At 38.9% G+C, this 12,852-nt stretch carries 11 protein-coding genes and 1 other RNA gene; 6 read left to right on the top strand and 6 right to left on the bottom strand.

Features of this window, described 5'->3' with window-relative positions; translation table 11 throughout:
• Positions 1–257 precede the first annotated feature (257 nt).
• Positions 258–638: a VOC family protein gene (locus H4J41_RS03470; protein ID WP_182136493.1), complete on the top strand. Its 381-nt coding sequence runs from the start codon at positions 258–260 to the stop codon at positions 636–638.
• Positions 639–786: 148 nt separating this feature from the next.
• On the opposite strand, the gene H4J41_RS03465 is transcribed toward H4J41_RS03470, so the two are convergent.
• The 3 genes from H4J41_RS03465 to smpB all read right to left on the bottom strand — a co-directional run bounded on the left by H4J41_RS03465 (position 787) and on the right by smpB (position 2,703).
• A complete protein-coding gene (locus H4J41_RS03465) occupies positions 787–1,485 on the bottom strand; it encodes a metal-dependent hydrolase (protein WP_182136492.1) in 699 nt (232 codons plus the stop codon).
• Positions 1,486–1,758: 273 nt separating this feature from the next.
• Positions 1,759–2,108, bottom strand: a transfer-messenger RNA (tmRNA) gene (gene ssrA / locus H4J41_RS03460).
• 112 nt (positions 2,109–2,220) lie between these two features.
• Positions 2,221–2,703 (bottom strand): SsrA-binding protein SmpB, encoded by a 483-nt coding sequence (gene smpB / locus H4J41_RS03455; protein WP_182136491.1) that lies wholly within the window; start codon positions 2,701–2,703, stop codon positions 2,221–2,223.
• Between the two features lie 151 nt (positions 2,704–2,854).
• Here smpB and H4J41_RS03450 point away from each other — a divergent pair, with 151 nt between their 5' ends.
• Entirely contained in the window at positions 2,855–3,286 is a 432-nt protein-coding gene (locus H4J41_RS03450) for an SRPBCC family protein (protein WP_182136490.1), read from the top strand.
• Positions 3,287–3,336: 50 nt separating this feature from the next.
• Positions 3,337–3,678: an RnfH family protein gene (locus H4J41_RS03445; protein ID WP_182136489.1), complete on the top strand. Its 342-nt coding sequence runs from the start codon at positions 3,337–3,339 to the stop codon at positions 3,676–3,678.
• Between the two features lie 281 nt (positions 3,679–3,959).
• Here H4J41_RS03445 and H4J41_RS03440 read toward each other — a convergent pair whose 3' ends face one another.
• The 3 genes from H4J41_RS03440 to nadK form a co-directional block, all read right to left on the bottom strand.
• Positions 3,960–4,307 carry an outer membrane protein assembly factor BamE gene (locus H4J41_RS03440; RefSeq protein ID WP_182136488.1) on the bottom strand — a complete coding sequence of 116 codons (348 nt, stop codon included), beginning with the start codon at positions 4,305–4,307 and terminating at the stop codon, positions 3,960–3,962.
• Positions 4,308–4,412: 105 nt separating this feature from the next.
• The gene (gene recN / locus H4J41_RS03435) at positions 4,413–6,077 is read right to left on the bottom strand and encodes a DNA repair protein RecN (RefSeq protein WP_182136487.1); all 1,665 of its coding nucleotides are present in this window, start codon (positions 6,075–6,077) and stop codon (positions 4,413–4,415) included.
• Between the two features lie 174 nt (positions 6,078–6,251).
• On the bottom strand, positions 6,252–7,133 hold the full coding sequence (gene nadK / locus H4J41_RS03430; RefSeq protein ID WP_182136486.1) for an NAD(+) kinase: 882 nt from the start codon (positions 7,131–7,133) through the stop codon (positions 6,252–6,254).
• A 186-nt stretch (positions 7,134–7,319) separates the two neighbouring features.
• On the opposite strand from nadK, the gene grpE reads away from it, so the two are divergent.
• From grpE to dnaJ, 3 genes are all read left to right on the top strand, one after another.
• Positions 7,320–7,955, top strand: a complete 636-nt coding sequence (gene grpE, locus H4J41_RS03425) for a nucleotide exchange factor GrpE (RefSeq protein ID WP_182136485.1) — start codon at positions 7,320–7,322, stop codon at positions 7,953–7,955.
• 1,225 nt (positions 7,956–9,180) lie between these two features.
• Positions 9,181–11,103 (top strand): molecular chaperone DnaK, encoded by a 1,923-nt coding sequence (dnaK, locus tag H4J41_RS03420; RefSeq protein ID WP_182136484.1) that lies wholly within the window; start codon positions 9,181–9,183, stop codon positions 11,101–11,103.
• A 314-nt stretch (positions 11,104–11,417) separates the two neighbouring features.
• Complete coding sequence (dnaJ, locus tag H4J41_RS03415; protein WP_182136483.1) at positions 11,418–12,560, top strand: molecular chaperone DnaJ; 1,143 nt, start codon at positions 11,418–11,420, stop codon at positions 12,558–12,560.
• The last annotated feature ends 292 nt before the right edge of the window (positions 12,561–12,852 follow it).

The following is a 12,852-nucleotide window of genomic DNA, read 5'->3' as shown; positions in this document are numbered from 1 at the left end:
TATTGGCGTTTATGCCGTCAAGTACCAAGCTAAGACTTGGCAAGTTGTGACTCAACAGGTCAATTAAAACCCAGGAGTTAAGGCTGTTGGCTAAAACAGGACTTATAAACTTTATAAGTTATGCAAATTTTTTATTGTGTTATTAACTGCTTATCGTGCATGCTAGAGGCAGTTTTAGATACTAAAGCGTTAGCTAAATCATTTAAAAATTTAGCTAACGCCCTTGGTGTTTTTGTTCAATTAAAAAGGAAAATTAAATGTTTAGTCATATCATGATAGGTGCGAACGACGTAAAAGCATCAAAAGTATTTTACGATGCCATTTTAGGTGAACTAGGCCATAAACCGGGTGTAATGGATGAAAAAGGTCGGTGCTTTTATTTTACTGACAATGGAATTCTCGCCCTAACTAAGCCAATAAACGGTGAAGAAGCCGGTCATGGTAATGGCAGCACTATTGGTTTTGCTGCTACGTCTCCTGAGCAAGCTGATGCATGGCAAGCGGCGGGTGTTGCTAATGGTGGTGTTGCTTGTGAAGACGCACCAGGTGTTAGAAGTGCACCGATTGGTAATCTTTACCTTGCTTATTTACGTGATCCATCAGGTAATAAAATTTGTGCCCTGCATCGTATGGGGTAAAAAGTTAGCCTGGTAAAATAGGCTAATTGAAAATTTTAGAGAGCAATAAGAGATAAAAAAAGACACGTTTTAGTGTCTTTTTTTTGTGAAAATATGACGTCCAACAGACAGTATATATTCCCTCAATATCAATCGACTGGTGCTCTTCTTAGTAGAAATTAAAAGCTGACCAATCTGCTAATAAATTCATTGTTGTATCAGTTTCCGGTAGCATATAGCCTAATGCGATGCTGGCAACTAACATCATAAATGTTGCACCTTTACTTTTAAAATAGGCTATTTTCAGGGCTGTACCGAAAGAGCGTTTAATGCGGATATTACTTAAATCAACACTGTATATCTCATCTAAAATTAAATGAATAAGCCCGCCAAAGAAAACAAACCCACCTGAAAGTAAGGCAAGGATAGCCGACTTAGTGGCATATTCGTTATTGAATATCCAAGTTAGCTGCGTTGTTAGTAGGCCGCATAAAATAAGGAATAACAGAGAATGACAGCTGCCCCGGTGAACCGTCACTTTTTCAAATAACGGCCTGATCAGCCATTTCATTATGCTATAAACGGCTAAAGGTATTACCAGCAACTCAATAAAACGGATCTCTCTAAAATGCTCTCCGGTAATATAGCGCAAAACCATCAGCAGAATGACGGCGGTAAATATATTGAAAATAATATCAAGTGATGTCGAGTTGTCGGAATCAATATCAGGTAACAATCCCCCGATAGTACCTAAAAACCAAAACCATAATGCTGTATTGATGTCAGTATGACCTGCTGATAATAGCACTGCAGAGCTAATACCTGTACAAGCAGCCGCTATATTGAAGTGAGTCTTAAAATTTGCCATTAGTTCTTTTAAGTAGAATATTTTGTCACTATTTTACCTTATATTTCATAGTATAAGCGACATATCTAGGTTTATTACTCGCTTTTAGCTTGTCCTTAAATTTATGTAATCAATGGGGGCAGAGTCCTTGATACTATGAGTGCAGGTTGTTTTGTAAATTTTAGACATAAAAAAACCGCAATTAAGCGGTTTTCTATCATAGTCTGTTGCCAGACTATGGCCAAATCTAAAAGTTACTAGGTATAACTAATGGACTAAAAACGGTCTTTATTTTGGTGGAGCGGGGGGGAATCGAACCCCCGTCCGAAAAGCCTACATCCTTGGTACTACATGCTTAGTCGATCATTTATTTAACCACTTGGACGCCAACCGACAGGCTTCGTCATGGTGAGCTTAATACTATTTCGCGGTTCAGCCTTAAGCGTGCTTCCCTCGCTATCCTATTTGGGGTGACCATCGATCCTCTAAACAATAGGAGAATTTTTGAGGCGATGGCTAGCCTAAGCGGCTAGTGCGAACGTTTCGTCGTTTGCAATTATAGTTTTGCGGCTTTTTACCAGGCAAACCGCCCCTGGGCATGCACCTCGGGTTTCATGAATCTCGTCGAATCCTAGATCCGCCCCAAAGCTTACTCTTTACTTCTTTTCTACTCTTTGCTGCCATAAACTATATAAGTCTATGCAGCGCATTATACAACGCTTGGCTTAAATAGACAACGTGATATTTTTTAATCAATTATCTGTCTAAGTTTCTATTTTTCATTAAACGGCCTTTATCAACTGCCCATTCTCGGTCTTTAATGTCAGCACGTTTATCGTGGTCTTTTTTACCTTTGCCCAAATAAAACTCTAATTTAACCCAACAAGCTTTCCAATACATTGCAGTGGCGATTAAGGAATAACCATCGCGCTCTACAGCGGCAATAATTTTCTCTAGCTCTCGACGGTTTAAGAGTAATTTTCGGTCACGATTAGGATCACAAACCACGTGACTAGAAGCGGCGTTAAGCGGCATTATTTCAGCGCCAAGTAAATAGGCTTCACCATTTTTTATGTGTACGTAACAGTCAGATATATTTACCTTTCCGCTGCGTATACTTTTAATTTCCCAGCCCTGTAAGCTCATTCCGCCTTCAAACTTATCAGTGAGGGTATAGTTATGACGTGCTTTTTTATTTAGAGCAATAGTATTGCTGCTTGATTTCTTTTTCTTTGCCATTATATTTCCATTTTGTTTGCTACCAAAAATAGCAATCATCAACATTATACGGAGTATTGCTGTTATTTAAATGGCTTATTTATCATTTTTCACTTTAATGCGTTTTTAAAAGACATTTGCTATGATAGCGCCCTTGAGAATTGGAGGGTGAATGCCAAACATAAGCCGTAGTGCATTAGTGATGCACAGTGTAGAAGACATGTATTTTTTAATTAATGATGTGATCGCCTACCCAAAGTTTTTACCTAATTGTAGTGATAGTAAAATAGTTGCCCAAGACGAACATAGTATGACAGCCGCGATATTAGTGTCTAAAGGTGGTCTGAAAAAATGGTTCACCACGCAGAATATTCTCATTAGTAACCAAGAAGTTAAAATGAGTTTAGTTGACGGGCCTTTTAAGTCTCTTGTGGGTGGTTGGCAATTAAAAGCCTTATCTGACGATGCCTGTAAAATTGAATTGACCTTGGATTATGAATTTTCTAATAAAATGTTTGATTTGGCTTTTGGTCGAGTATTTAATAATTTAGCCAATAATATGGTGCAAGCGTTTACTCAGCGAGCAAAAGAAGTATACGGTTAGTGGTATAAGCTGTGTATTAATAGAGTTTACATTAAATGAGCGAATAGGTTATGAGTGAAGAAATTAATGTGCAAGCCCCACTCGAGATTGAGGTGGTTTACGGCACACCAACACGACAAGAGATTATTAGCTGTACCGTGGAGCCTAACACTACGTTAGAGCAAGCCATTTTAGCTTCTGGCATAGTTGAAGAATTTCCTGAAATAGATTTAGCCGTTAATAATGTTGGTATTTGGAATCGCTTAGCTAAATTAACCGATAAGGTGAAAGACTTAGATCGTATTGAAATTTACCGTCCACTGCTTGCTGACCCGAAAGAAGTACGTAAACGCAGAGCAGAAAAAGCTAAAGAAGAAGGCCGGGCTAATAAAATTACTGGCGGTCGGGTTTAGCCACGCCGAGGTAATACTGGCGAGAGTTAATTTACTATTTTGATATATGATTTAGTGTGACTTAGCCTGACTTAACTAGGTGATTTATTAAAAATTTAGCCATAAAAAAGCATGTCCTAAATAGACATGCTTTATCTTCAGGATGAACCTTATATCAAGCTCACATGGCAGTTCCTAGCCATTAAAGTCATTAATGGCTGCACTGCATCAGTACATTCTTGGACGCCAATGTGAAAGAGTGATGATGTTCAAAAAACAACTAGTCGCTAGTTAACTAAACCCTAGTTAACCATAGGCACGTTATAGCTTTCCGGTAATTCAAAATCACCTTCAGCATTAACAACCTTGTTGTTATCAAAGGTAATGGTAAATTGTTTTTTTGCGTTAAATTCGTCGCTTCGACCTGATTTGAAACTATAAACATAATGCCAAATATCTTTATTAAACGCGCCTTCAACAACAGGGCTACCTAATACAAACTTAACTTGTTCTTTTGTCATACCAATTTGAAGTTTGTCGATATCTTTTTGCTCTAGATAGTTTCCTTGTGGAATATCTATACGATAAACCCAGCTAGAACAGGCAGAAACAGACAAGGCGATTACAATAGCTAATACTCGAAAAAACATGTTAATTATAATTATCCTTTATAGTTTGAATGGGGATAATAGCGAAGCGGGCTAACAGATACAAAATAATTTTTAGTTTATTTTACCCGCTTGCTGATCTTTGCTTTATCCGGCCAGTAATTCTTGCGCGTTAGCTAGGCTATTTTCGGTAATTTTATCACCAGCCAGTAAGCGAGCAATTTCTTGGACGCGGCCATTGCTAGAAAGTTCAGTTACTGTGGTTTCTGTATGTTCACCATCGGTTAATTTAGCGACAAATAATTGTTGATGACCTTTACTGGCCACTTGCGGTAAGTGAGTTACACAAATAACTTGGGTATTTTTTGCTAGTTGTTTCAATTTGCTACCTACCATAGCGGCGGTTGGACCACTGATACCCACATCCACTTCATCAAATATTAAGGTAGGGGTGATAATTTTATCAGCCAGAATAACTTGCATCGCTAAGCTGATACGAGACAGTTCGCCGCCTGAGGCAACTTTATTCATCGCTTCTAACGCTTGCCCTGGGTTTAAACTCGCTAGATAACTCACGCTGTCATTACCGTTAATCGATAAGTTTTCGCTTTTATCTTGGCAAATATCGATGAAAAATTTGCCATAGGGCATGTTAAGTTCAGCCATGCTTTTGGTGATCATTTTACTTAACTTAGTGGCGGCTTTTTTTCTTGAATCAGACAAAATCAGTGCAGCGTGTTGATATTTTTGTTTTGCCGCCTCTATATCATCGTTAATTTGGTTTAAACGTGTTTCATCAGAGCTAAATAATTGTAGCTCTTGTAACAGCTGTTGATGAAAGTTTGCTAATGAGCCTGTCGGTACTTGATGTTTTTTCGCTAGCAGCACAGCGGTTGAATAACGTTCTTCTATTAAAGTATAAGCTTGTGGGTCAAGCTCTAAACTTTCGTAATAATGCTTAATTTCTTGGCTAGCGTCTTCAACTTGAATTAAGGCTTCGTTAAGCTGTTCTGCTATGGCTTTTAATGTCGGATCATAGTTACCTAAAGCGGTAATTTGCTCGGTACTGTGCCGTAGGCCATCAACGACGTTAAATTGTTCATCTTCAGATAATTGTTGTACAGCAATTAAGGTTTCATTGAGGATGTGTTGACCATTACTTTGGCGGTTATAGTCAATTTCCAAGCTTTCAAATTCATCAAGTTGTAATGAAAATTCATCTAATTCGTTTACTTGGTACTGTAATAACTGCTGTTTGGCTTCACGTTGTAGTTTGCTTTCTTGCAACAGTTTGGCTTCTTGGCTAAGTTCACGCCATTGATGGTAATAATATTTAACTTCATCTAACAAATGCTGGTGGCTGGCATAAGCGTCAAGAATATTGCGTTGTTCAGCGGGTTTAACGAGTAGTTGATGGTTATGCTGACTGTGGATATTAATCAGTAGTTGTCCAATTTCTTTTAGTTGCGTTAAAGGCACTTGGCTACCATTAATATAGGCTTTAGAGCGGCCTTCAGCAGAAATAATCCGACGCAGAATACATTCATTTTCGAGCAACATATCATTGTTTTTTAGCCATTTTTTTGCTCGTTTGTTATTACTAGTATCAAAAGTGGCGGCTAACTCGGCTTTCGCGCAATTAGGTCTAACGACGTTGGTTACCGCCCTATCACCTAAGCAAAGCCCTAAGGCGTCAATAGCAATAGACTTACCTGCACCGGTTTCGCCGGTAATGGTAGTCATGCCTTGCTGCCAATCAATGTCGAGTGAACGCACAATGGCAAAATTTTGAATGTTGAGCTGCAATAACATAGTCGCCTCACTGTCTTTATCGCAACGTTATATTGGATAAAGTGTTAATACCAATTGATATGGTAAATAAAAAACCAGATACTGTTAATTTATACAGTATCTGGTTTTTATTCAAGCTATGTTCGCAATTTTATTTATATTTCGACATTCTACTCATCGCAGGTTTAAGAAATATTAGTAGAGTTTATGACCCCAACCTAATTTATTTCTTAGTACATTAAAGTAGTTATGATCAAGTGGGTGTATTAGGCGCAGGGTAAATTCACTTTTTTTGATGATAACTTCATCACCGGGCATAACAGCTAAAATTACATGGCCATCGCAGCTAACCTGCAAGTTTTCATAGTTTTCATTAGCCAGTTTTAGTTTAATTTCGCTGTTACCGTCAACCACAATAGGTCGACTAGTTAACGTATGAGGAAACATAGGCACCAAGGAAAGGGCATTTAAATTGGGGGTTAATATCGGGCCACCCGCTGACATAGAATACGCAGTTGAGCCGGTAGGCGTTGAAACAATTAAACCATCAGAGCGTTGGCTAAACATAAAGCTGCCATCGATATAAACTTCAAATTCGATCATGCTGGCGACTTTACCGGCATGCAATACAGCTTCGTTCACCGCACTGTTTGAGCTTTTAAGTTTGCCGTGGCGATAAACTTCAGCTTCGATGATAAAGCGTTGTTCAGCGCGAGATTCACCTCTTAAAATAGCTTCAAGCGGCGTGATTAAATCATCAGGAGATAAATCGGTCAGAAAACCTAAATTGCCACGGTTAACCCCAATAACACCCACATTGTAACAAGCTAAAACTCTAGCCGCGCCTAACATATAGCCGTCACCACCAATAACAATAGCCAGATCAGCCTGCTCGCCAATACGGGTAAGTGACGCCATGACAACATTTTCAATATTAACGGTTTGGGCCACGGAGTTTTCTACCAGCACTTGATAGCCTTGCTGTGACAAATATTGATGTAAAGCTGCTATGGTTGAACTGGCACCTTCATGGTTAGGTTTACCAATTAAGCCAATAGTGCGGTATAAATTACTCATACGGTGCTTATAAATATGTAATATAATTAAGGACTATCAGCAGTTTCGCGCTATTTTGCTCGCTTGTAAAGTTGACTTTTTTTTAAATGATTTACTTTTGTGCTTGAATCATAAAAACAAACCCCCATAATTAGCGTTATTATGTTTTATCTATTTTGAAATTTAAGATCTACTTTGGAGTTTTTCATGGCCAACGAGTCAACAGAGAATAAAAGTGCTGAAGAAATTTCAGCAGACGCATTAGCCGCTGAAATTGTTGAGGATGCAGAAGAGCAAGTTGAAGTTCAACTTGACGCTGCAGTCGAAAATATCAGTGCTGAGCAAGAAAAAATAAACGAACTTGAATTAGCATTAGCTACAGCTAAATCGACGGTTGCCGATCAAAAAGATTCAGTCATTCGTGCGAAAGCAGAAGTTGACAATGTTCGTCGCCGTGCGGCACAAGATATTGAAAAAGCACGTAAGTTTGCTTTAGAAAAGTTTGCTGCTGAAATGTTATCAACAGTAGACAACCTAGAGCGAGCATTACAAAATATTGATAAAGATGACGAAAGTAATACGGCTATCATCGAAGGTATTGAGTTAACTTATCAAGGTTTATTAGCTTCGTTAGAGAAATTTGCGATTCAAGCGATTGATCCACAAGATCAACCATTTAATCCTGAATTGCATCAAGCGATGTCAATGCAAGAAGTTGAAGGTGTTGCGCCTAATACCGTTATCGCGGTTATGCAAAAAGGTTATGAGTTAAACGGTCGTTTAATTCGCCCTGCGATGGTGATGGTGTCAAAAGCTAAGCCCAGTGTTGATACTACCGCATAATTTTTATTATTCGGTAATTTTGCACGACAAGAAAAGCCAGACAAATGTTTGGCTTTTTTATGTGCAAAATTTGATTTTTTAGGTAAAAAATCACCCAAAGTCACATTATCACCAGGCCAAACTCACACTATCAGCTAGCCAAATTCATATTATCACCTGTAGGATGGACTTCAGTCCGTCAAGTTAAATGAAATTTAACCGTCTGCAGATAAATACCGAAAAAAAATAATACCCGCGATAGCTGTTTGTTAACCCATCAAATTAATTGCCCGCTTAACGGTTGTCAGACTAAAGTCCGACCTACAAAAATCACAAACAAAATAAATGAGTTTTTGAAGTCGGCATAGAGAGATGGTGTCCACAAAAATCCCAAAAAAAATTGCCCAAGGCCAAGTTATCACTTGTAGGGTGGACTTTAGTCCATCAAGTTAAATGAAATTTAACCGTCTTCAGCATAAACACCGAAAAAATAATACCCGCAATAGATGTTTGTTCATCCATCAGATTAATTGCCAGCTTAACGGTTGTCAGACTAAAGTCCGACCTACAAAAATTACAAACAAAATAAATGAGTGTTTGAAGTCGGTATAGAGAGATGGTGTCCACAAAAATCACATGACATCCGCAGGCCCTTTGTAGTGTGGACTTTAGTCCATCAAGTTAAATGAAATTTAACCGTCTTCAAATAAATACCGTGTGAAAAAATAATACCCGCAATAGATGTTTGTTCATCCATCAGATTAATTGCCAGCTTAACGGTTGTCAGACTAAAGTCCGACCTACAAAAAATCATAAACAAAACCAAAAAGCTCAACGCCACATGACACCCGTCGGTCCTTTGTAGGGTGGACTTTAGTCCATCAAGTTAAATGAAATTTAACCGTCTTCAAATAAATTCCCATCAACAAAGCAAAATTATGGTTAATACCATTAACTGACGAGTATTTAATTAATTTCTATTTTATTGTCATGTGCTTGCTATGTTTTACAAACTATAGGCTTTCTAAACTATATTTTTGCATAATCATTGTCTAGCTCTTTACATGTAATGTTATAGACCCCAAATGCTTAATTGTTATTAATAAAAAGCAGAGCAAATAAAAACAGATATTTTTTACTTATTTCAACAAAAATAGTTGAAAAAACTTTTTCCTGTCCCCACTTACTGTTCATCGAAAGATTTAATCTTTATTTTTAACGTAATAAGTATTCGGAGATCCTCAAGATGGGCAAAATAATTGGTATTGACCTAGGGACAACAAACTCTTGTGTTGCTGTTCTAGATGGCGGTAAAGCACGTGTAATTGAAAATGCAGAAGGCGATCGTACAACTCCTTCAATCATAGCTTACACAGAAGAAGGCGAAACGTTAGTGGGTCAACCTGCTAAACGTCAGTCAGTAACAAACCCTAAAAACACATTGTTCGCCATTAAGCGTTTAATTGGTCGTCGTTTTGAAGATGAAGAAGTTCAACGCGATATAAAAATTATGCCATTTGGTATTGTTAAAGCCGACAACGGTGATGCTTGGGTAACGGCGCGTGATAAAAACATCGCTCCACCACAAGTTTCTGCTGAAGTTTTAGCAAAAATGAAAAAAACAGCAGAAGACTATTTAGGCGAAAAAGTAACTGAAGCCGTTATTACAGTTCCTGCTTACTTTAACGATGCACAACGTCAAGCAACTAAAGATGCGGGTCGTATTGCGGGTCTTGAAGTTAAACGTATTATCAACGAGCCAACTGCTGCTGCCCTTGCTTACGGCATGGACAAGCAAGAAGGCGACAAAGTTGTTGCGGTATACGATTTAGGTGGTGGTACATTTGATATCTCTATCATCGAAATTGATGAAGTTGAAGGCGAGCACACGTTTGAAGTACTAGCGACTAACGGCGACACTCACTTAGGTGGTGAAGATTTTGATAACCGTTTAATCAACTATTTAGTAGCTGAATTCAAGAAAGATCAAGGCATGGATTTAACTACTGATCCTCTTGCTATGCAGCGTTTGAAAGAAGCGGCAGAAAAAGCAAAATGTGAGCTTTCTTCAGCACAACAAACAGATGTTAACTTACCGTACATCACTGCTGACGGTTCAGGCCCTAAGCATATGAACATCAAAGTGACTCGTGCTAAATTAGAGTCTTTAGTTGAAGACATGGTTAAAGCCACTTTAGGTCCGCTTAAACAAGCACTTAAAGATGCAGACCTTTCAATTAGTGACATTAACGACGTTATCATGGTAGGTGGTCAAACACGTATGCCTATGGTACAAAAAGTTGTTACTGAATTTTTTGGTAAAGAACCTCGTAAAGATGTTAACCCTGATGAAGCTGTAGCTGCAGGCGCTGCAATTCAAGCGGGTGTACTTTCTGGTGATGTAACTGACGTATTACTATTAGACGTTACACCATTATCATTAGGTATTGAGACTATGGGCGGCGTGATGACGAAAGTTATCGAGAAAAACACCACTATCCCCACTAAGCAATCTCAAACATTCTCTACCGCAGACGACAACCAAGCGGCAGTAACAGTGCATGTTGTGCAAGGCGAGCGTAAGCAAGCATCAGCAAACAAATCTCTTGGTCAATTTAACCTTGAAGGTATTGACGCTGCACCACGTGGCACACCACAAATTGAAGTAACTTTCGATTTAGATGCTGATGGTATCTTGCACGTAACGGCGAAAGATAAGAATACTGGTAAAGAGCAAAAAATCACCATTAAAGCTTCTTCTGGTTTATCAGATGAAGAAGTAGAGCAAATGGTACGTGACGCAGAAGCAAATGCTGACGAAGATGCGAAATTTGAAGAGCTTGTACAAGCTCGTAACCAAGCTGATGGCATGGTTCACGCAACGCGTAAGCAAATTGAAGAAGCAGGCGACGATTTACCAAGCGAAGACAAAGAGAAAATTGAAACAGCATTAGATGAACTTAACGTTGCCATTAAAGGCGATAGTAAAGAAGAAATTGATGCCAAAACTCAAGTCGTTGTCGAAGCTTCAGCTAAGTTAATGGAAATTGCTCAAGCTAAAGCTCAAGCACAAAGTGGCGCACCTGAAGGTGAAGCTCCTGAAGCAGATTCATCAGGCGGCGACGATGTAGTTGACGCTGAATTTGAAGAAGTTAAAGACGACAAGTAGTCAACTGTTAGCTTGCCCTTGTATCGGTCAATAGCAGCGCGGACATGCCCACATACATTGTATGCTTGGCGTGTCCACCTTGTTCTAGCAGGATACAGTGACAACAAAAAACAATTAAACTTTGTGGTTTAGTTAACATAAATTAAAGCGCTGATAGTTATCGGCGCTTTATTATGTAAAGTAACAACGAAAAATTAATTATTACCTGATGTTAATTTGCTTAGATTTTTAAGGTGTTAAGGTGAACGCTACAGCGTCTAAGAAAGAAGTTAAACAAATTAGTATCCATAAATAGAAGTAAAGAAATCAAACCTATGTCAAAACGCGATTATTATGAAGTGCTTGAAGTGTCTAAAGATGCAGCTGAGCGCGATATCAAAAAAGCTTACAAACGTTTAGCAATGAAATATCACCCAGATAGAACACAAGGTGATAAATCAAAAGAAGAACAGTTTAAAGAAGTTAAAGAAGCTTATGAAATATTAAACGATGATCAAAAGCGTGCGGCCTATGATCAATACGGCCACGCGGCGTTTGAACAAGGCGGACATGGCGGCGGTGGCGGTTTTGGCGGCGAACAAGATTTCGGTGATGCCTTCGGTGATATTTTTGGCGACATTTTTGGTGGTGGTGGTCGTGGTCGTGGTGGTCAATCTCGCCAGCGTCGTGGCTCAGATTTACGCTACAACCTTGACCTTAGCCTCGAAGAAGCGGTTAAAGGTAAGACTTTAGAAATTAAAGTGCCTACATTTGTTAGTTGTGATCCTTGTGACGGTAGTGGTGCTAAAAAAGGCACCAGTGCGAAAACGTGTTCAACGTGTCATGGTCATGGTCAAGTACAAATGCGTCAGGGCTTGTTTGCAGTGCAACAAACCTGTCCAACCTGTTCTGGTAAAGGTAAGGTTATTACCGACCCTTGTACTTCATGTCGTGGTCAAGGTCGTGTTGAAAAAGAAAAAACTCTATCTGTTAAAATTCCACCGGGTGTTGATACCGGCGATAGAATACGTTTGTCAGGTGAAGGTGAAGCCGGTGAACATGGCGCACCCGCAGGTGACTTATATGTGCAAGCGAATGTTCGAGACCATAAAATATTTGTTCGTGATGAAAATCACTTATTTTGTGAAGTACCGATCAGCTTCACAACAGCTGCTTTAGGTGGCGACATTGAAGTGCCAACGCTTGAAGGCAAAGTTAAGCTGAAAATACCGAAAGAGACTCAAACAGGCAAAATGTTCCGTTTGCGTGGCAAAGGTGTCAAGTCAGTTCGCAGCCACTCAATTGGCGACTTAATGTGTAAGGTTGTCATTGAAACGCCGGTAAGTTTATCGGGAGATCAAGCCGACTTACTACGCCAGTTAGAAGAAAAAATGGGTAAAAGCACCAGCAAACATAGCCCAAAAGAAACCGGTTTTTTCGACGGCGTGAAAAATTTCTTCGATGATCTTAAAAGCTAAGATACCTAATATATAATTCGAATATAGCTCGAATATAGCTCGAATATAATTCGATAATAACTCAACACTAAAATCCCGCACTATGTTGCGGGATTTTTATGTATAGAATGTAGGGTAACTTCAAGCGCTCGCAAATTTTCTGCTTCACACCGATATTTGATATCTAAATGCTAACAATTTTTTATTAACACTTTACCTAATCAACCAGTCGGTTATAATGCCGACCGCTATAAAACAATGTAATACGTTGTAATACGCTGTAATACGTTGTAATACGCTGTAATACGTTGTA

The sequence above is a fragment of the Colwellia sp. MB3u-45 genome (genome assembly GCF_014077005.1).
In the GTDB taxonomy this organism is placed as follows: Bacteria; Pseudomonadota; Gammaproteobacteria; order Enterobacterales; family Alteromonadaceae; genus Cognaticolwellia.
This window is presented reverse-complemented; position numbering and strand designations above follow the sequence as displayed.

What these genes read in the sequence shown, in the direction of transcription:
- H4J41_RS03470 (WP_182136493.1), top strand. Translation starts at nt 258, where the DNA reads ATGTTTAGTCATATCATGATAGGTGCGAACGACGTAAAAGCATCAAAA.
- smpB (WP_182136491.1), bottom strand. Translation starts at nt 2,703, where the DNA reads ATGGCAAAGAAAAAGAAATCAAGCAGCAATACTATTGCTCTAAATAAA.
- H4J41_RS03450 (WP_182136490.1), top strand. Translation starts at nt 2,855, where the DNA reads ATGCCAAACATAAGCCGTAGTGCATTAGTGATGCACAGTGTAGAAGAC.
- dnaK (WP_182136484.1), top strand. Translation starts at nt 9,181, where the DNA reads ATGGGCAAAATAATTGGTATTGACCTAGGGACAACAAACTCTTGTGTT.
- H4J41_RS03440 (WP_182136488.1), bottom strand. Translation starts at nt 4,307, where the DNA reads ATGTTTTTTCGAGTATTAGCTATTGTAATCGCCTTGTCTGTTTCTGCC.
- recN (WP_182136487.1), bottom strand. Translation starts at nt 6,077, where the DNA reads ATGTTATTGCAGCTCAACATTCAAAATTTTGCCATTGTGCGTTCACTC.
- H4J41_RS03465 (WP_182136492.1), bottom strand. Translation starts at nt 1,485, where the DNA reads ATGGCAAATTTTAAGACTCACTTCAATATAGCGGCTGCTTGTACAGGT.
- H4J41_RS03445 (WP_182136489.1), top strand. Translation starts at nt 3,337, where the DNA reads ATGAGTGAAGAAATTAATGTGCAAGCCCCACTCGAGATTGAGGTGGTT.
- dnaJ (WP_182136483.1), top strand. Translation starts at nt 11,418, where the DNA reads ATGTCAAAACGCGATTATTATGAAGTGCTTGAAGTGTCTAAAGATGCA.
- grpE (WP_182136485.1), top strand. Translation starts at nt 7,320, where the DNA reads ATGGCCAACGAGTCAACAGAGAATAAAAGTGCTGAAGAAATTTCAGCA.
- nadK (WP_182136486.1), bottom strand. Translation starts at nt 7,133, where the DNA reads ATGAGTAATTTATACCGCACTATTGGCTTAATTGGTAAACCTAACCAT.